Origin of the sequence: Streptomyces arenae (assembly GCF_022343545.1) — a bacterium.
GTDB lineage: Bacteria > Actinomycetota > Actinomycetes > Streptomycetales > Streptomycetaceae > Streptomyces > Streptomyces humi.
This window is the reverse complement of sequence record NZ_JAKQYH010000063.1, coordinates 12,257-31,382: the sequence shown is the minus strand read 5'-3', so window position 1 is coordinate 31,382 and position 19,126 is coordinate 12,257. Positions and strand designations below refer to the sequence as shown.

The 19,126-nt window shown below is 75.4% G+C and carries 12 protein-coding genes; 2 read left to right on the top strand and 10 right to left on the bottom strand.

Features of this window, described 5'->3' with window-relative positions:
• Positions 1 to 24: 24 nt before the first annotated feature.
• The 9 genes from MB828_RS27645 to MB828_RS27605 form a co-directional block, all read right to left on the bottom strand.
• Positions 25 to 783: a DUF2182 domain-containing protein gene (locus MB828_RS27645; protein WP_301650597.1), complete on the bottom strand. Its 759-nt coding sequence runs from the start codon at positions 781 to 783 to the stop codon at positions 25 to 27.
• Entirely contained in the window at positions 780 to 1,394 is a 615-nt protein-coding gene (locus MB828_RS27640; RefSeq protein ID WP_301650596.1) for a DUF1326 domain-containing protein, read from the bottom strand. The genes MB828_RS27645 and MB828_RS27640 overlap by 4 nt, the downstream gene beginning before the upstream one ends.
• A 120-nt stretch (positions 1,395 to 1,514) precedes the next feature.
• Complete coding sequence (locus MB828_RS27635) at positions 1,515 to 2,336, bottom strand: helix-turn-helix transcriptional regulator (RefSeq protein ID WP_301650595.1); 822 nt, start codon at positions 2,334 to 2,336, stop codon at positions 1,515 to 1,517.
• A gap of 160 nt (positions 2,337 to 2,496) precedes the next feature.
• A complete protein-coding gene (locus MB828_RS27630) occupies positions 2,497 to 4,365 on the bottom strand; it encodes a hypothetical protein (protein WP_301650594.1) in 1,869 nt (622 codons plus the stop codon).
• Entirely contained in the window at positions 4,362 to 7,850 is a 3,489-nt protein-coding gene (locus MB828_RS27625; protein WP_301650635.1) for a vWA domain-containing protein, read from the bottom strand. The genes MB828_RS27630 and MB828_RS27625 overlap by 4 nt, the downstream gene beginning before the upstream one ends.
• 196 nt (positions 7,851 to 8,046) lie before the next feature.
• On the bottom strand, positions 8,047 to 9,249 hold the full coding sequence (locus MB828_RS27620; RefSeq protein ID WP_046729355.1) for an ATP-binding protein: 1,203 nt from the start codon (positions 9,247 to 9,249) through the stop codon (positions 8,047 to 8,049).
• Positions 9,246 to 14,180, bottom strand: a complete 4,935-nt coding sequence (locus MB828_RS27615) for a hypothetical protein (protein ID WP_301650593.1) — start codon at positions 14,178 to 14,180, stop codon at positions 9,246 to 9,248. Before MB828_RS27615 ends, MB828_RS27620 begins: the two co-directional genes overlap by 4 nt.
• On the bottom strand, positions 14,177 to 15,031 hold the full coding sequence (locus tag MB828_RS27610) for a DUF4132 domain-containing protein (protein WP_301650592.1): 855 nt from the start codon (positions 15,029 to 15,031) through the stop codon (positions 14,177 to 14,179). Before MB828_RS27610 ends, MB828_RS27615 begins: the two co-directional genes overlap by 4 nt.
• Before the next feature lie 177 nt (positions 15,032 to 15,208).
• A complete protein-coding gene (locus tag MB828_RS27605; protein WP_301650591.1) occupies positions 15,209 to 15,601 on the bottom strand; it encodes a DUF5997 family protein in 393 nt (130 codons plus the stop codon).
• Between the two features lie 92 nt (positions 15,602 to 15,693).
• Here MB828_RS27605 and MB828_RS27600 point away from each other — a divergent pair, with 92 nt between their 5' ends.
• On the top strand, positions 15,694 to 16,455 hold the full coding sequence (locus MB828_RS27600) for a LysR family substrate-binding domain-containing protein (protein WP_301650590.1): 762 nt from the start codon (positions 15,694 to 15,696) through the stop codon (positions 16,453 to 16,455).
• 135 nt (positions 16,456 to 16,590) lie between these two features.
• A complete protein-coding gene (locus MB828_RS27595; protein ID WP_301650589.1) occupies positions 16,591 to 17,622 on the top strand; it encodes a methyltransferase in 1,032 nt (343 codons plus the stop codon).
• Here MB828_RS27595 and MB828_RS27590 read toward each other — a convergent pair.
• Positions 17,619 to 19,082: an MFS transporter gene (locus tag MB828_RS27590; protein ID WP_301650588.1), complete on the bottom strand. Its 1,464-nt coding sequence runs from the start codon at positions 19,080 to 19,082 to the stop codon at positions 17,619 to 17,621. The two genes, MB828_RS27595 and MB828_RS27590, sit on opposite strands and share 4 nt — an antisense overlap.
• Positions 19,083 to 19,126 lie beyond the last annotated feature (44 nt).

Sequence of the window (19,126 nt, the reverse complement as noted above, 5' to 3'; positions counted from 1 at the left end):
CGCGCCGGCCGCCACCCGTCGCCGTCACATGCCGGCCGTGCCGCCGCCGGTGAGACCGGGAGCCAGCGCCGGAACCCAGAAGACGGCGGCGGCCAGGGCGATCGAGGTGACCCCCACGACCCGCGCGACCAGGTGCCCCACGGGAGCCAGCTTCTCCGCGGTGATCACCGCGGTCAGCGCCGCCATCGCCCACAGGTTCATCGCGCCGAACGCCGCCAGCAGCACCATCAGCGACCAGCAGCAGCCCAGGCAGAAGCCCCCATGATGGACCCCGGCCCGCAGATCGCGTGCGGACCCCGGATACGAGGCGTAGCGCAGCATCAGTCCGATCGGCGAGCGGCATCTCGCCAGGCAGCGGTCCTTGAGGGGGGTGAGCTGGTAGACGCCGTTGACAGCGAACACGGCCGCGGCCACCGCGGTCCCCGCCACGGCGGGGAGGTCCGCCGCCCGGCCCAGGCCGACCGCCAGGCCGTACGCCGGCAGCCCGGCCGCGGCCCAGACCAGCAGGTAGGCGATCGTGAACACGACCATGCGCGGCCCGCGGCGCACGGTGATGGTACGGGCGTACAGCGCGGCCACCGGCGCCGTGGCGGGCAGCATCATCGCCGCCGTCATCAGCGTCCACACGGCCAGGAAGGCGGGCAGACCCAGGCCCATCGTGCCCGGCATCGGGGCCATGCCGCCCCAGCGCGTCACCATCCAGACCCAGGCCGCGGCCGCCGCGACCAGCAGCAGCCCCGCGGGACCGGTGGCACGGCCGACGGTGACCGGCCGGCCGGTCACGCGGACCACGTGAAGGGCGCCGAATGGCCGTTGCCGCCGGAGAAGTCCCAGGACCGGCCGTACACGCCGGCGCCGGTCGCCCGGGTGGACCGGGCAACGGTCAGCGTGCTGTTCACCGGATGGAAGATGCCGGTCAGGCTCATGACCGGACCGTCCTCGCCGAACTGCGGGGCGACCTGGTCCACGATCTCGATGTCGATGGCGTCGCCCACCCGGGCGGTGTGGCGGCGGCCGTCGTCGCGGTAGTCGATGGGAACGCGCTCCACGCCCAGGACCTCGCCGATGAGCGGGGCGAGTGCCGCCATCGGGCCGCCGGCCTGACCGGAGAAGACCTTGCCCAGCGCGTCCGCCTGCCCCTCGTCGGCGGCCGCGTCGAGGTACAGCGCCACCTGCCAGTTGCCCTCCGCCATCACCCGGGGCGCGTCGATGAAGACGGCCACGCTGCGGTCGGACACGTCCACTCCGTCCACGTCCCCCTGGTCCACGTGGAACGCGAAGGTCACCTGACAGCGCTCGTGGTCGGCGGGGGCGGTCAGGCCCGAGGTGGTGCAGGGACACACCACGTCACAGTTGCAGCTCTCCAGATACGTGCCGTTCAGACGCCAGGGCATGGCTCTCCGCCTCCCTCTCCTGCACCCCCCTCGGCAAATGCTCGACAAACGCTCGGCGATGGTCCGGCAGGGAAGGACATCGGGAGGCCCCGTTCCGTCCCGGTGCCACTCCACTCCAGCCTATTCCCGACGACCCCCGCCGCGCAGGTCAGACCCCCTGCCGGAGGGAGGCGTCGCCACCAGCCCGAGCCGCTGCGCGCGCAGCACCGTGCTGATGCGGTCGCGGGTGCCGAGTTTGCGGTAGATGTTCTCGACGTGCTTGTGCACGGTGCGGGCCGAGATGCCCAGCCGGCGGCCCATCGCGTCGGCGGTCAGCGCGTCGGTGAGCAGGAGCAGGACGGTGAGTTCCCGCGGCGTCAGCACGCCGTCCGCGGCGCGCCCCGCCGGTTCGGCCGCCGACCGCCGCCACTGTTCCAGCAGCCGGCGCTGCTGCTCGACGGCGGCCAGCAGCGGTTGCGCCCGCTCGGCGACGCGCATGTGGTCGTCGCTGAAGTCCCCACCGGAGCGATACACCAGACAACCCGTGATCGGCGCGACCGTCCCCGGCAGCGGGAGCCCCAGCACCTGGTTCACGTCCAGGGCGGCGCCGAGTACCCGCGCGGTGGCGCTCGCCGCCCAGTCGCGGCCCGCGAGCCGACCGGCCGTGACCGGTGTCCGCCCGGGACCGGCCGCGTAGTGGCGGGCGAACGGATAGCCCGAGCGCAGCACCGCCGTCTCCTTGGCACCGAGCCGCTCCAACTCGACGGCGGCGGCAGGCGAGATGCCGAGCGTCCCCGTGCCCTCGCTCCAGTCGTCCAGCTTGTAGATCAGCGTCTCACCGCCGCACAGGCCGGTCAGGGCGTCGGCGAGCAAGGGCCAGAGCCGGTCGGGCTCGCGTTCGTTCAGTGCGGCCACGGCCAGTGCGGTGAGGCGTTCGTAGGCCCTTTCCAGCCCCTGTGACACGTCTTCCTCTCTGCCCGTCCCCTACGCAGTTGTACGCATACCCCCGTACCGGCCGGCTGCCGCATGCTTCAACCGGAAACCGACACCGGACCGGAGGACTCCGGTCACGCGGGCCGCCGGCACGGGGGAGCGGCGGCCCGCGATCGGTCGTCGTGCCGGGTCAACCGCCCCAGGCGGCGGCGCACAGCACCCGCTCGACCTCGTCCGTGTAGCGCGCCGCGGTCAGCCAGGTCCGTGCGAAGCGGCCGGTGTCCGCCGGAAGGAGACGGCCGAAGGCGTCGCGCGAACGTTCCGCCGCCGCGGCGAGCAGTTCGTCGAGGATATCGCCGGCCGTGGCGAGCCCGTGCCGGTGCAGACGAGCCGCGTCGGCCGCGGAGTTCCCCGGGAAGGCCAGCACACGCCGGCCGCCCGAGGCCGCCTGCTCGACCCGGCGGCGCAGCACATGGAGGGGTGCCTCCGCGGGCGTCGGCGCGGTGCCGGCCGGTACCGGCGCGGGCAGGTCCGCCTGCTGGAGCCGGTCCAGCCCCAGGTCGACCCGGGTTCCGGCGAGGGTGGGGTGCTCGCTCGCGAGCAGTCGGGCACGGGCGTGCGGGGCCGGGACGAGCCGTGCGACCACGCGCAGCCGGCTGCCCCGGGCGGCGGCCAGCAACCGCAGGTTGTCACGGAACGGCAGCGCCGGATGGTCGTGCGCCACCGTCAGCCGCAGCGGCAGCCCGCCGCAGTCGGCCAGCAGACAGTCACCCGCCGCCTCCCGCACCGTGCCGACCGGCGTCACCTCCAGGAACAGCAGATCGTGGCCGCCGCCGAGGGCCCGCCCGACCTGCTCGGTCACCGGCACCGCCCACCACCGGTCCAGTGGCTCGGCCCGCCAGTCCACACCCGAGGCGCGCACGGCCCGTACCCCCTTGCCGGCGCCGAGCCGCCCGGCCGGCGACAGTGTCGCCCCGGAGACCGCGAGGCCCGCCCGCGACAACTCCCGGTGCGTCAGCGCCGTGTCACCGACGCGTACGGCACGGTCGGCGGCGCCCACCGCGCGGCCCGCGCCGCCCGGGGCCACGTCCGAGACGCTGCACAGCCGGCCGTCGGCGTCGGCGGTCCAGGTGACGGCTCCCGCGTAGCCGCTCGCGGTGAGCACGGGCTCGGAGAACAGGCCGTACAGGCGCAGCGAACCGTCCGGGGTGTACGGCTGCCGTACGGTGCCGCGCAGTTCGGCCAGCTCCGGGCCGGTCGCCGACGGGACCCGGTGGGCCACGTACAGCGCCTCCGACAGGGCGGTGACGAGGTCGGCGAGCCGGAACGCCGGGTCGGCGGCGCGCGCCGCGCGCAACGCCGTGACCACGGAGACCGCCGCGGAGGCGGCCCGGGGGAGACCGGCGAGGCGCGCGGTGTGCGCGGCCCGCAGCAACTCCGCCTGGAGCACGGCACCGGCACCGTCCGTACCGGCGTCGAGAACGGCGGCCACGGCGTCGAGAACGGCCTGGGCAGCGGTGAGTTGAGGGGCCGTGGGGGCCGCGTCGGAGGTGCCGGCCAGGTGGACCACCGACTCCGGCCCCGACTCCCCGGCGGCCCTCGCGGTCCTGCCGGCCTCTGCGGTCTCCGTGGCCTCGACGGTGTCCGCGGTGTCCGCGGTGTCCGCGGTGTCCGCGGAGGCCGCGGAGGCCGCGGTGTCCACGGGCCCCGGTGTGACAGCCGTCGACGCGCGTGCGGACGGGGCCGTCGGCGGGTCCGGCAGGGGGGTGTCGGCCACCGGGGCCGCCGAGGCCGCTGCCGCCCGGTGCAGGCAGTCCGGGGCCAGCAGGCAGCCGCAGCGGACGGCCGCCGGGTCGGTCACGACGCCGTCGGGGGCGTGCAGTTCGAGCACGGACCCCTCGTCGTCGACGGTGACGCGCACGGTGTCGCCGTCCCGGACGACCGGGCGGTCCGCCAGCTTGGCGACCCCCGCGTCCAGCCGCTTGCGCAGCCGCGGCGAGAGAGCCGCGACCAGTTCGGCGGTCACGGCCGGGTCGACCGCGGGCAGTTCGGTACTCATGCGATCTTCTCCCCTACCCAGCGGGCGAGTTCCAGCGGGCTCAGGGCGGCCACCGGCATCCCGGCACCGACCAACTGCCCCGCCACCCCGGTGGAGTAGCGCGGGCGCCCCGAATCGTCCAGGCTCGCGCACCCCAGCACCTGACAGCCCGCCCCGACCAGCGCCCTGACCTCCGCGAGCAGCCCGCCGACCGGATGGCCCTCCTCGAAGTCGCTGACCACGACCACGAGCGTGCGGGACGGCACGGTCACCAGCTCCCGCGCGTGCCGCAGCCCGGCCGCGATGTGCGTGCCGCCGCCCACACTGACCTCCAGCAGCAGCGACAACGGGTCGGAGACATGCTCGGTGAGGTCGATGACCTCGGTGGAGAACGCCAGGAAGTGCGTGGACAGCGTCGGCACACCGGCCAGCACCGAGGCCGTGAGCGCCGCCCAGACCGTCGACGCCTCCATGGACCCCGACACGTCGGTGACCAGGATCAGCCGCCAGTCGGCCGCTCGCCGGGCCCGGGTCCGGAAGACGGGATGCTCCGGGATCACCCGGACCGTGCCGTCCGACGCCCGGCGGGCCGTCGCCAGGTTGGCCCGCAGGGTGCGCGGCAGGTCCAGGCCACCACCGGGGCGTCTGCTGGGACGCGGCAGGACGGTGCCGTGCAGCGCCGGGCGCAGCCGGGTCGCCAGTTCCCGCGTCAACTCGTCCACCAGGCGTCGTACCAGCGGGCGCAGTGCCGCGAGACGGGCCTCGGGCAGCCCGCCGGCATGCCGCAGCACCGAACGCAGCAGGTCCACGGAGGGCCGCACGGTGTCCGGGTCCAGCTCGGCCAGCACATCCTGACGGCCCGTCGCGGCGGCCGCCGCCAGCACCTCCTCCCTGATCCCGGGCCCGAACAGGGCCGCCAGCTCCTCCGACCACTCCCGCACCCCCGGATACGGCGCCTCGCGCCCGCCGCCGCCCCCGAGCTCGCCCCGGCTGCCCTCGCCACGCCCACTGCCGTACAGCTCGTCCAGGGCGGTGGCCAGCGCGCGTGCCGACGGGGGAAGCCGGTCGGACCGTCGGCCCAGGAGCAGACGCCAGCGGTCGGCGGGCGACAGCCGGCGGTCCTCCGCGGCCGGAACGGCGGCGCCGACCGTCTCGGGCTCCGTCCGCACCCGGGGTGTGGGCAGCAGCCCGAGTGCGCGCAGGGTCTCGCGGGCGGCGAGGTCCGCGCCCGTCCAGGTGGCCAGGTCGGCGGGGTCGACCGCGCCGGTGTCGGCCAGCCGGTCGGTGCCCAGACGCCCCTCGACACCGGTCAGCAGACGCTCCCGGTCGGCCGGGCTCAGTGTGTCGAAACCGCCGCGCAGTGCCGGGAGCCGGGCGAGGAAGTCCGCGTCGGACAGCTCGGACACCCGGTCGACCAGGGGCTCAAGCGTCGGTGCCGCCGCCTCCAGCAGCCGCCCGGCCGCCGTGAGCAGCCCCGTCAGCCGGGCGGTGAGCGCGGACCGGGAACCGGCGTCGACCGCCCCGTCGACCCATGACGCCACCCGATCGCCGAACGCACCCGGTTCCTCCTGGCCGAGCAGCACCCGGACGGCCCCGGCGGCGCCCCGCATCAACGCGGAGCCTTCGGCCGCGAGCCGGGCCAGCGCGTCCGTGAGCCGGACACCGCCCAACAGGTCCGCGCGGTGGGCGAGTTCGAGCAGGGCGTGGGCGTCGGCCGGATCCTCGGACCCGGTGAGGCCGTCCACCTGGCGCACCGCCGCGGCCGTGAGCAGCTCGGCCACGGCGACGGCCCTGGCGGCACGCTCCTCGTCGGCGTCGAGACCCGCGATGTGACCGGTCCGCAGGCGGTCCGTCAAGGCCAGCCCGGTGAGGAGTTCGGGGAGGGTGCCGGAGTCCGGCAGCACGTCGGCGGTGTCACCGAGCCGTTCGTCCACGAGACCGGGCAGACCGCAGTGCGCCGCCTGTTCCAGGCCGCCGAGCACCTGTGCCGCCGTGGGCCCGCCGGCGTCCCGTTCCTTGCGGGCCCGCTCGCGCAGCAGGCCCTCGGCGGCTTGGGCGAGGGTCACCCCGCGGACCCCGGCCGCGGCCAGCATCGCGGCGGTGGCCGGCGTCCAGCGGACCTCCCAGCGTGAGGTCAGGGCGTCGGCGCCGCCGGCACCGGTCACCGACCTGGCCTCGGCGTACGGCACCGAGCACAACGACAGGCGGCGCAGCAGCAGTTCACGGCGGCGGTCGAGGTCCGAGCGGAGGGGGTCGAGGCGCAGGTCCCGGGCGGTTCCGGGGGCGCCGTCGGACGGGCCGGGCAGACCGAGTGCGGCGATCTCGGCCTCCACGGCGGGGGCGAGGCCGCTTCGTGGTGCGCCGGGTGCGGGGCGGCCGGTGCGGCCGCCGATCAGGACCGTCTCCATCGCCCGTGCGACGGCTCGGCCCCGGCCGTACGGTTCGCCCTGCGCCAGTACCGTCTGGACCGCCTCGACCAGCTCGCCCCGGCCCGCGGCGGGCAGGTTGCGCAGGCGCGCGAGGTCCCCGGCGAGACGGGTGATCTCCCTCGCGTCGGCCGGACCCGAGGGGTGGCCCTGCTCGCGGAGGGCGGCGCAGATCCGGACCGCCGCGCGGGTCAACGTGTCCTCCAGGGCGGCGGGTTCACCGGCCGCTTCGAGGACCATGTGCTGCCATTCGGGATCGCGGATACCCGCCGGGTAGCCGGAGCGCTCGTCCAGGAGGGCGTAGGTGTAGGGGATGAGGGAGGTGGTCCACTCGGGTGCCGGCCGGTCGGAACTTGTCGCGCCCGCGCGGCGGTAGCCGCACATCGATTGCGGGCCCGCGCCCCCGTCGGGGCGCACCAGTGCCGGTGTGTGGAAGGCGCCGACCACCGCGGCCGCCCGCTCGCCCTTCGCCGTCGCCTCGGCCAGCCGCGCGCGCATCCACTCCTCCCGCCGCAGATCCACCTCCGGCACGGCCGACTCCGTCCGCAGCGCCCAGCCCGCCAGCAGGGCCGCCCGGCGCAGTGCCTCCGGGGTGGATCCGGGCGCGGCCGTCTCCACCAGCCGGTCCCACAGGTCGTCCCCGGGACGGCCCGTGAGCCGGGAGCGCAGGGCGGCCGAGAGACCGCCCGGACCCTGCGCCGCCGCGGGCTCCCGATCCTGCCACCCCCGGTCGGCCAGCGGCAGATCACACGCCACCACCGGCACCTGGTGCCGCGCGGCCCACCGCACCGCCGCCAGCTCCGGGGAGAAGTCCGCGAACGGGTAGAACGCCGGGCCGGCGCTGCCGTCGGCCGGTGCCGCGGCGAGCGCCACCGGCGCCCGGGTCTCCTCGTGGGCGAGCCACGGCAGCCACTCCTGCAACTCGGCCGGCAGCTCCACGAGCAGGACGTCCGGCTTCGCCTCGTCCAGCAGCGCCGGTACGGCCGCGGCCAGCGACGGCGCGTGGTGCCGTACACCGATCAGATAGGGGCCCGCCGGATCGGTGAGAGCCGCGAGGGCGGCCGCCGGGGAATGAGCCATGGCGTCTTCGGAGAAGCCGGCCACGGCGGCCTCGGGGGAGTCGGCCAAGGCGTCTTCAAGGAAGTCCACCACGGCGTCTTCGGGGGAGTGGGCCACGGCGTTTTCGGGGGAGTGGGCCATGGCGTCTTCAGGGAAGCCGGCCGCTGCGTCTTTCGCTGAGGGGGCCACGGCGTTTTCGGGGGAGTCGGGCACGGCGTCACGCCTCCAGGACCGTGCGCAGGTCCCACAGGGTGCGCCAGGTCGCCGAGCCCTGCTCCGCGCGCCGCCGGACCGGGCCGTCCCAGTAGCCGCGCAGCCGGGCCGCGTCGGCGGGGTCGTCCTTGCGCACGACACCCAGGAGATGGCCGGGCAGCAGGCCGAGGACGTCGCGGTCGCCGGGGAAGTAGGCCGCGGCCAGGGCCAGCGCGCCCGCCACCGACACCGCCTCCGCCGTGCTCATCACCGTCGACGGGCGCTCCACCTCCCAGCCCTCCGCCGACCGTCCCTCGCGCAGGTCACGGAACGCGGTCACCAGGGCCTCCAGCACCGCGTCGTCGACCTGGAAGGGCGCCCCGGCCCGCTCCACCGACGCCCGGGCCTGCCCGCGGACCAGTGCCGTCTCGGCGTCCAGGTCCGGGATGGGGCCCACCGTCTCGAAGTTGAAGCGCCGCTTGAGCGCCGCCGACATCTCCGAGACGCCCCGGTCCCGCAGGTTGGCCGTGGCGATGAGCGTGAAGCCGGGCGCGGCATGCGCCAACGCGTCCTCGGTGCCCGCGAGTTCGGGCACCGCGATGCGCCGCTCGGACAGCAACGACACCAAGGAGTCCTGGACTTCGGGCAGACACCGCGTGACCTCCTCCACCCGGGCGACGGCACCCCTGGACATCGCGGTGAGCACGGGGGACGGGACGAGAGCCTGCCTGCTGGGACCCTGCGCGAGCAGCAGGGCGTAGTTCCAGCCGTACTTGAGCTGGTCCTCGGTCGTGCCCGCCGTGCCCTGCACGACCAGTCCGCTGGTGCCGCACACCGCGGCCGACAGCAGCTCGGACAGCATCGACTTGGCGGTACCGGGCTCGCCGACCAGCAGCAGCCCCCGCTCACCGGCGAGGGTCACCACACAGCGTTCCACCAGTGCCCGGTCGCCGACGAACTTGCCCGCCACGACGAGCCGGCGCGGTACCCCCGCCGGCACCTCGGCGTCGTCGGGCAGCCGCAGCGCCCGGCCGTCGCTGCCCATGACGAAGGTGACGACGGCCCGGGGCGTGAGCCGCCACGCGGGCGGGCGCGGCCCGGCGTCGTACGCGGCGAGAAAGGCCAGTTCGGTGGCGTAGCGGTCCTCGGGCGGGACGATCTGGCGGAGCGGGGCGGTGGTGACGGTCATCGACGGGTCGTCCTCGGCGGTGGTGCGGATCGTGGTCATCGGCGGCGGCCTCGGCGGGTCGCCCGGGTGGTCAGCTGCTCGTACGCGGGCGCGTCCCCGGCCCGTACGCGTTCCCAGGCGCGGACGAACAGCTCCGGCACAGGGACCAGCGGCAGGGTGCGGTCGCCGTCGGAGACCGGGTAGAGGGCCTCCTTCCAGGTCTCCACCGGCAGGGCCGGGGCCCTGAGGTCACGCCAGCCGCAGGGCAGGAACAGGGTGCGGCCGGCGCGGGGCCGTTTCGCCTCGACGACCAGGCCGGTCGCCGCGAGTTCGGCACGCGCCTTCTTCGCCCGGGCGGGCTTCCAGCCGGTCCAGCGCGCGCAGTCGCGGTCGGTCGGGTCGGGCAGCGCCAGCAACTGGAGGTAGAGCGCCGCCGCGTCCTCACTCAGACCGTGTGCCGCGGCGGCCTCCGTCACCAGCTCGGGCACGCTGACCGTGGGGTCCTGGGGGTGCCCCGCGGGCCCCTCGGCCACGAGGGCACGCGCGAGGTCGTCGCCGAGGAGCGTGCGGACGGTGCTCAGTGCGGCCCCGCGCCCGGCGCCGACCAGACCCTCCAGCAGCCCGAGGACGGGGTCGTCGGGGCCGCTCAGCGCGGCCGGCCGGAGCAGGACGTGCTCCGTGTCCGCGTACCAGGGGCGCAGGACCAGCGCCTCCCCGGCCCGGGTCACCCCGTGCGCGTCTCCGCCGCCGGTCTCGGGCAGGCCGTACACCTTGCGCAGTTGGACGGAGGTCGGGCCGCCCTTCTCGGTCCAGTCCAGGCCCAGGTCGAGCAGCAGCTCGGGGTCGGTCAGCCGGCGGCGCAGCGCGGCCAGTCCGTCCGGCAGCCCGGCCCGCAGCGGATGCCCGTACGGCAGGACGTACGCGAGCGCGGCCAGGCTGTCCACGGCCCCGGTGAGCGCGTACGAGTTCGGCACCGCCGACGGGTCGGCCGGCGCCAGGTCGCCGTCCGCGTCGGGCCGGAACACCGTGGTGCGGCTGAGCCAGGGAACCCGGGCGGGGTTGAGCACGGTCTCGGCGTGGCTGATCCCCATGCCGGCGAGCTCGGTGCTGAGGTCCTCCGGGAGCCGTACCAGGGTGCCGAGCCGCTCGGCCCACAGGCGGCCCGCCGCGGCCGTGCGGGGGCCGTCCGTCCACAGGTCCGCCGGGTGGTCCGGCAGCAGCGCGCCCAGCAGCGCCCGCTGTTCGTCCACGCCCAGCGCGGTGAGCAGTCCGGCGCCGAACGCCCGCTGCCGGGGCTTCAGCCCGATGGTGGTCAGTTCCTCGGCGGCGGGGGCCTGGGGCAGGCCGGCCAGCAGCACGGTGGCCTGCACGGGGCCCAGGCCGCCGTCCGTCGCGGACACCAGTTCCGCGGGGGCCTCGGGCCGCCAGGGCGCGGCGCCCTTCTCCCGTACCAGCCTGGTGAGTTCGGCCAGCCGGTCCGCCGGTATCCCGGTGCTGTACCGGGTCTCACGGACCAGCGTGAAGTGCCCGACGGCGCCGAACGTCCCGGACGGGTCGTGGTCCAGGGCCAGCCACTCGACCTTGTCCCGCTGGGGATCGACGCTCTGGCAGCCGAGCACGACCACGGTACGGCCGTCCCGGCGCAGCACCTGGCCCGCCCGCTGCTGCTTGTCGTGCGGTTCGCCCAGCACGACCTCGCGCAGGGTGTTCCCGAGGCCCGTGAGCGGTCCCTCGGTCAGCGCCTCGAACAGCAGGAGCAGCGGCTCGCGCTGGACGGCGGAGAGCGCGGGCGAGGCGGCCCGGTAGGCCAGCGGCCGCAGGGTGCCGAGGACCGGCGTCCACACGGCGCCGATGGCGGGGACGGTGTGTTCGTCGCTCAGCCAGCCGTCACCTATGGCGTGCTGTTCGCGGTGGGCGAGTGGTTTGCCGTCGGCGGGCCTGCCGGACAGCACGTGGTTCACCGAGCGGATCTGGCGCAGCGCGGCGAATCCGCTGTGCCACGCGCTCCGCAGGGCCACCACGCCGGCGGTGGCGTCGTGCAGCGCGCGGTCACCGCCGTGCTCGGGGCTGTAGTCGGCGAACATGCCCTCGGTCCGCTGCCGCGGCTGCCGCGGCAGCTCCCGCGGCGGGGTCGCCAGGGCCGAGGCCGACTCGGTGGCCCGCAGGGCCGCGTGGACGAGGGCGGCCACCCCGGCCAGCAGCCGCCGGTCGGTGAGCCCGGGAAGGGCCCGCGCCACCGCGGTCACCGCGACCTGGTCGGCGGCCGGCACCGCGGCCCTGGCCTGGGCGTCCTCACCGGCCCGTGCCAGCGCCTCCCGCCGTTCGGCCAGTGCCGTCGCCGTGGTCCGCAGCAGCTCCCCGGCCGACTCGTCGGTCAGGGCGCGCAGCACGGCCGATCCGTGTTCGTCGCGGGGGCGCAGCGCGTGCCAGAACGGGACCGGCGGCACCAGCCGGGTCCCCGCCGCGTACGCCCCGCCCGACTCGCCGAACGACACCCGGCCGAGTTCGGTGCCGTCGCCCGCGTGCAGGGCGACGCTCTGGTACGTCTGCGAGACGACCGGCTCGGCCCCGCCCGGCAGCCGCAGCGCCCCCAGCGGCACCCGGCCGCCCAGCCCGGCCCGCAGCGTGGCCGTCCGCCCGTCCGGAGTGCCGGCAACGGTGCGCGCCTCGGCCCCCTCGCCCTCCGTGCGCACCCACCGCCCGAGCACCGTGCCGTCGGTGCCGAACGGGCTGGTCTCCAGACCGGGCTGGAGCGGCAGCACCTCGCAGGAACCGTGCCGCAGCGAGGCGTCCTCGCGGACGGCCGACGCCAGCAGCGCGGGCAGCGAGGCACGTCCGTGCTCACCGGTGGCCGGGTCGTACTCCAGCCACACCGACTGCCTGCCCTGCCGGCCCTGGCGCCAGTACGTGACGCCGTCGCCGATCACCGGGCGGCTCGGCGGCAGGACCGTGTCCCCGGCGTGCAGGGTGCGCCCACCCGTCGCCCGGCCGCCACCGGGCAGCGGGATCGACGCGTTGGCCGCGTCCATGCCGGACCACCAGCTGGGGATCTGCTCGCCGCCGACCGGGAACACCTCGGCCGGACGGTTCGACCAGTAGCCGTACTGCTTGGCCCCGTCGCGCCACATCACCAGCAACTCGCCGTCGGCGTACCGGAACCGGGGCCGCTGCCAGCGGTCCAGGTCGGTGGGCAGCCGCAGTTCGTGCGTGAGCAGGATCCCGTCGGGGCCGACGACGACCGCCCGGCGACCGCGCGCCAGGATCAGCGCGGGCCATGCCTCGGTGACGGCGAGGGAGTTGTCCTGGTCCTTGCGGACCTCGGCGTCGAGCTGTTCGAGCGCCTCGTCCAGGGCGGCCCAGCCCAGCTCGTCCAGGACACCGGCCCGCAGGGTGCGGCCGAGCGCCGGAAGGATGTCGTACCCGCCGATGAGGCGGACGGCCTCCGGACTCTCCTGCAACACCGCCCGGAACGGGCGCAGTCGCTCCAGCCGCGCCTCGACCGCGGGCAGTCCGGCGGCGGCGGCGAACTCCGCGGCCGCCTCCCGCAGCCACTCGCGCAGCACCTCACCGAGCACCGGATGCGCGGCCGCCTCGGCCAGGTCCTTGCCCTGCCCGCGGCCCAGCCCCTCGACGGCCGCGGACAGCAGGGCGCGGTACCGGGGCTCGGCCGCGACGGCCCGGAGGTCACGCCGGCCGGGCCGGTCGTCACCCAGCCAGGCGCTGAGCGGCAGGTACACCTCCTCGTCCGGGTCCGGGACGGTCAGGGCGACGCCCTCCGCCACACACAGGTCCAGCAGGTCGAGGTCGGCCCCCGCCCGCCAGCGACCGGTGAACAGGTCGACGGGCCGGCCGGCCGCGCGCAGCCGCGGCGCCATCCGCTCGACCAGCGCCAGTGTCGCCGGGGAGCGGTGCGAGTACGCCGCGCCGTGCTTGCGGTGCTGGGCCCACCGGGTCAGCCAGTCCGCCGCGTCGGCCTCGCCGCCCTCCTCGGTGAGCAGCAGGTCCGCCCCGCACTCGGCGAGCAGCGCCAGCCAGAACTCGTCGTCCGCCACCTCACGGCCCAGACCGGCCGGCATGATCTCCAGCAGCCGCACCCGCAGCTCGGGCCGCCGCTCGGCGAGGACGGGCAGCACCGTGCGGTAGGCGTTCCAGAAGGAGGCGGGCGCCCGTACCGCCGCCGGGGACACCAGCAGGTCGGCGACGAGGGCGCACTCCTCGGTGACCCGGTCGAGACCGGCCGCCCTGACCAGGCCGCGCGCGTCCTGCGGCAGCGAGGCGTACGGCGGCATCCCGGCCGCGCAGCGCTCCACCGTCAGCTGCCGGAACTGGGCCCAGGCGACGTCCGGTCGGAGCCGCCGGGCCAGGTCCCGCACGTACTCCTTGAGCGCCTTCACGGTGAGCGCCCCGGCGAACGCGAACTCCAGGAACACCGCCCGCTGCCGCTCCTCGTCGACCGCGAGGGCGTGCACCCGCTCCGCCTCACGGGCCTTGCCGAAGAAGGCGGCCGCGTACGTGGTGTTCTCGTGCTGGAGGAAGACCCGCGCGGCCTGCTCGTAGAACGTGGGCAGGAAGTGCGGGACCGCACGGCCCAGCCGCTCGCCGAGCGCCTCGAAACCCTCCTTGGCGTTGCCCGGCTTGGACTTCGCCTGCCGGGCCAGCCGCTCCACGTCCTTGACCAGGGCGAGGGCATGGTGGCCGTTGGCCGGGTCGTGGACCAGCGCCCAGGCGGGGAAGCCCAGGGTCTCCCGGCGCACCTGGCCCACCTCGGGCGCCTCCGGGTCCCGGGCCAGGCCGAGGAACTCCAGGGCCAGGTCCTCGGCCTCACCGAGGGTGCCCGGCACCAGCCGCACCACCCGGCGGTCGTCCAGGGCGGGGTGGGTGTAGGTGCGGGCGGTCAGGACGTCGGCGTCCTCGCGTCCGGTGGTGCCCGCGGGCAGGATCGCGCCGGCGTCGAGCAACGCGGCGCTGGTGGTGTCGTCGTACGTGGTCATGCCGCCCGCTCCTCGTCCTCGATGTCCCGCCCCGCGTACAGCGCCGCCGCCATCCGCATGCCCTCCGACCAGGCGACCGGGCCGACCTGCCCCAGCTTCAGCGGCCGGCCCGCCGGGTCGGTCCACGCCAGCGGGCCGGTCTCGGTCTCGTAGTAGCCGTCGAAGTCGCCGACCCAGACCCGGGCCTCCACCTGGCGGCCCGCCTCCAGCACGGAGCACACCGCGTGTCCGCCGCGCACCCGGTACCCCAGGGAGCCGGCCCGGCCGTGCAGGAACCGCAGCTCCTTGAAGACCCCGCCCGCGTACTCCTCGACCTGGGTGCCCTCCGCGTCCAGCGTCGCCGGGCGGTGCCAGACCTCGCGGAACAGCTGCTGCGCCTTCTGCTCGACCCCCAGCTCCACCGCGAACTCCCGCAGCTCCTCCAGGTCGTCGAGGAGCACCGGGTGCGGCAGGCGGACCAGTTCGGGTGTGATGCGCACGGTGTCGCCGTCGAGGTCGACGAGCCCGAGCCCGCGGCCGGTGTCGGCGTCCCGCAGGAACCCGGCCACCTCGCCGTCGGCGCCGGTGACGACCAGGTCGCGCAGCGCCGCCTGCCAGGCCAGGTCCGGCCAGACCCGGGTGAGGACGGCCAGCGGTACCGGCAGCGAACGGGTCATCCACCGCTCCACGTCGCCCAGGCACTGCCGTTCGTGCCGCTCCAGCCACTCGGTGAGCTGCCGCAGTCCCAGCACGGCCGGATCGTCCGCCAGCTTCGCCGGCACGGACTTCAGCCGCCGCCCCGCCGCGTTGCGGCAGACCACCTTCCCGTCGTCCAGGGCTACTTCGTAGTCCCCGGCCGTCACCCACCCCATGCGTGCCTCCCCGCACCGCAGTGATCAAGTGCTGGGAACTGTAGGGGAGGCCACTGACAACACCCTTCGAGAGCCCCGCCCGCGAGGGAAGAAGCAGGTCGGGACGGTACGGCCACGGCCCCGGCCGAGGCGGTGGGCCTCGGCCGGGGCCGTGGGGAAGATCGGGTGGGCCGGACGTCAGTCCTCGCCCGCCTCCTTCGCGCGCTTCAGGTTCTTCAGTCGTGCGCCCTCCTTGCGGACCTCGGCCTGGGTGGCGCGCTCCTTCTCCAGCCACGCGGGCAGGTCGCGCTTCAGCTCCTCGATCTGCTCGGTGGTGAGCGCCTCCGTCACCCCGCCGCGCGCCAGCCCCGCGATGGACACGCCCAGCTTGGCCGCGACCACCGGACGCGGGTGCGGCCCGTTGGCCTGCAGCTCGCGCAGCCACTCGGGAGGGTTCGCCTGGAGCTCGGTCAGCTCGGCGCGCGAGACGACACCCTCCTGGAAGGCGGCGGGCGTGGCGGGCAGGTACACCCCCAGCTTCTTCGCCGCGGTCGCGGGCTTCATCGTCTGGGCGGTCTGGTGCGAACTCATGAGGTCAAGGGTATCGGCCGGGCGCGCGGGCGCGGACCACGCGCGTACCGGGCCGGCCGCCGCCCCCGACCGCGGCCGGTTAACCTTGCCTGGTGACAGGCTCGGAGGAAACACCGTCGTTCCGGCTCGCGTACGTTCCCGGCGCGACGCCCGCCAAATGGGTAAGGATCTGGAACGAGCGCCTGCCCGGCGTCCCGCTCACCCTCCACCAGGTCCCGGCCGCCGAGGTGTCCGGACTGCTGCGCGCGGGCGAGGCGGACGCCGGTCTCGTACGGCTCCCCGTGGACCGCACGTTCTTCAGCGCGATCCCCCTGTACACCGAGACCACGGTGGTCGTCGTCCCCAAGGACCACGTGATCACCGCGGCCGAGGAGGTCACGGTCGCCGACCTGGCCGACGAGGTCCTCTGCCACCCCCTGGACGACGTGTTCGACTGGGACGCCCCGCCCGGCGAGCCCGCGTTCGAGCGCCCCGCGACCACCGAGGACGCCGTCGAGCTGGTCGCCGCCGGCGTGGGCCTCCTGGTCGTGCCGCAGTCCCTGGCCCGGCTCTACCACCGCCGGGACCTCACCTACCGGACGCTCACCGACGGTCCCGAGTCGACCGTCGCGCTGTCCTGGCCGGAGGCGGCCACCACGGACCTGGTCGAGGACTTCATCGGCATCGTCCGCGGCCGCACCGTGAACAGCACCCGCGGCCGGCAGCCGGCACAGGCACCGCAGGGCTCGCAGGAGAAGCCCAAGCGGTCGCAGAAGCCCGCCCCGGCCAAGGCGGCGCAGTCGCGCACCGGCGCGGCGAAGCGCACCCAGTCCGCCAAGCCCGCGAAACGAGGCAAGCCCCGCCGCCGTTCCTGACCCCAGCCCCGGGCCCCCGCCCGCCCCCCGTCTGCTTCTGGACACCCCCGGCGCCTCCCCGTCCCGGGGTCCGTGCGATGCCACGATGCCCTCCGGACATCCCGGATATCCCGGACATCCAGCGCTGGAGGCGCCGTGAGCCCAGAAGCAGTGGCGGACGAAGTGGTCGACGCCCGTGCCTCGTCCGCGTTCCTCGTCAACGAATCCCTCGGCTACCTGTTCCCCGCCGCACTGCGGGCGGCCGCCGTGGTGGGGGTGGCCGATCATCTGGCCGACGGGCCCCGGACCGCGGCCGAACTGGCCGGGGCCACCCGTACCGACGCGCGCAACCTGTACCGGGTGCTCCGGCTGCTGGCCACCCGCGGCGTCTTCGAGGAGGACGCCGTCGGCCGCTTCCGCCTCACCGCCGCCGGCGACGCGCTGCGCACCGACGCGCCCTGCTCGGCACGGTCGGCCGTCCTGATGAACACCGACCGCAGCATGTGGCTGCCCACCGCCGACCTGAGCCGGTGCGTGACCGAGGGCACGTCCGCGTTCGAGCACCTCTTCGGACTGCCGTTCTTCGAGTACTTCGCGCAGGACGAGGACACCGCGGACGTCTTCCACACGGGCATGGCCGCCATGTCCGACGCCGAGAACGGGCCCATCGCCGACGCCTGCGACTTCCCGCCCACCGGGACCGTCGTCGACGTGGGCGGTGGCCACGGCGGTTTCCTGCTGACGGTCCTCGACCGTCACCCCGCCCTGCGCGGCGTCCTGTACGACCGGCCGCACGTGCTGGCCGGCCACCGGCTGGACACGCCCGGGGCGGCCGGACGCTGGAGCACCGAGACCGGTGACTTCTTCACCGCCGTACCGAAGGGGGACGTACTGCTCCTCAAGCGCATCCTGCACGACTGGGAGGACGACCAGTGCGTCACCCTCCTCGACCGCTGCCGTGCCGCGCTGGCGCCGGGCGGGCGGATCCTGGTCGTCGAGGCGGTGGTCCCGCCGGGCAACGCACCGCACCAGGCCAAGGCGCTCGACCTGCTGCTGATGGCGGCCCTGGTGGGCCGGGAACGCACCGTGCCGGAGTTCGCCGGGCTGTTCGAGGCCGCCGGCCTCAAGCTGGCCCGGGTGGTGCCGACGCCCACGGTGCTCTCGGTGGTGGAGGCGGTGGCCGTCTAGGCGGCCGGCTCCAGGTCCTCCGCGTCCGCCTCCGGCGCCTTCGCCCGGTCCCGCAGGTCGGCCAATGCCAGGCACAGGGCCAGCAGGATGAGTCCGACGGACGTCAGCAGGCCGAGCTGGAGCGCCTCGACGGCCGGGCCGCGGTTGGCGAGGTGCGCGAAGTACACCGAGCCCACCACGGCGATCCCGGCCGCCGAGCCGACGCGCTGGCCGGTCTGGAGCACCCCGCCGGCCGCGCCGGCCCGCTTCACGGGCACCCGGGTCAGCGTCAGCGTGGTGTTGGGGGAGACCGTGATGCCGGAGCCGATCCCGCCGACGACCATCGGCAGCGCGGCCGCCCACCCGAAGCTGTCCAGCGGCACCAGCCGCACCACCGCGATGATCCCGAGCAGCCCGACCGCCACCCCGGACAGGCCGAGGACGACCAGCTTGCGCCCGTGCCGCACCACCAGCCGGCCGCCGAGGGCGGCACCCACCGCCGAGGCAGCCGCGAACGGCAGCACCGTGACACCGGCGGCCAGCGCGCTGTACCCCGCCGCGTTCTGCAGGAACAGGGCGAGGACGAAGAAGACCGTGGTGAACCCCGCGAAGTAGGTCAGGCTGACCAGCGCGCCGAGCGTGAAGGACCGCAGCGAGAACAGCCGCAGATCGACCAGCGGCGCGCGTCCGAGCCGGCCCTGCCGGCGCTCCCAGGTCCAGAACAGGGCCAGCAGCAGCGCGCCCAGCGGCACCAGCGCCCACTTCTGGCGTCCGGTCCACTGCTGTTCCTGCACCAGCGGCAGCATGAGGGCGAGCACACCGGAGCCGAGGAGCAGCACCCCGACCGGGTCGAACTCCTCCCGTCTGCCGAGGACGGGGAACCGCGGCAGCAGCCGCAGCCCCGCGGCCAGCGCGACCACCCCGATGGGCAGGTTGACGAAGAACACCCAGCGCCAGCCGTCGTCGGTGCCGACGGCGTCGATGATCAGGCCGCCGGCCAGCGGGCCCACCGCCGTCGACACCCCGATGACACTGCCGAGCAGACCGAAGGCCCTGGCCCGGTCGGCGCCCTGGAACATCTGCTGGATCAGCCCCGAGGTCTGCGGGGCGACCATGCCCGCCGCCGCGCCCTGCATCAGCCGGAACACCACCAGCCAGTCGGCGCTCGCGGCGAGTCCGCAGGCCGCCGAGGCCAGCGTGAAGACCGCCAGCCCGATCAGGAAGGCCTGGCGGCGGCCGCGCATGTCGCCGAGCCGGCCCGCCGGGACGAGGGCCAGTCCGAAGGTGAGGGCGTACCCGGAGACCACCCAGGCCTGGGCGGCCTCCGTGGCTCCCAGCCCGTGCTCCATGGAGGGCAGTGCCACATTGACGATCGAGGTGTCGAGCAGCGAGATGAAGCCCGCGGTCAGACAGACCCCGAGCGCCTGCCAGCGCCGGTCTTCGGTGGCCGGCCGCTGCGGCTTTGCCCAGGTCGTGGTCATACGGACACGCTATGCAGGCATCCGGGGCATCGCACGACCGGCGG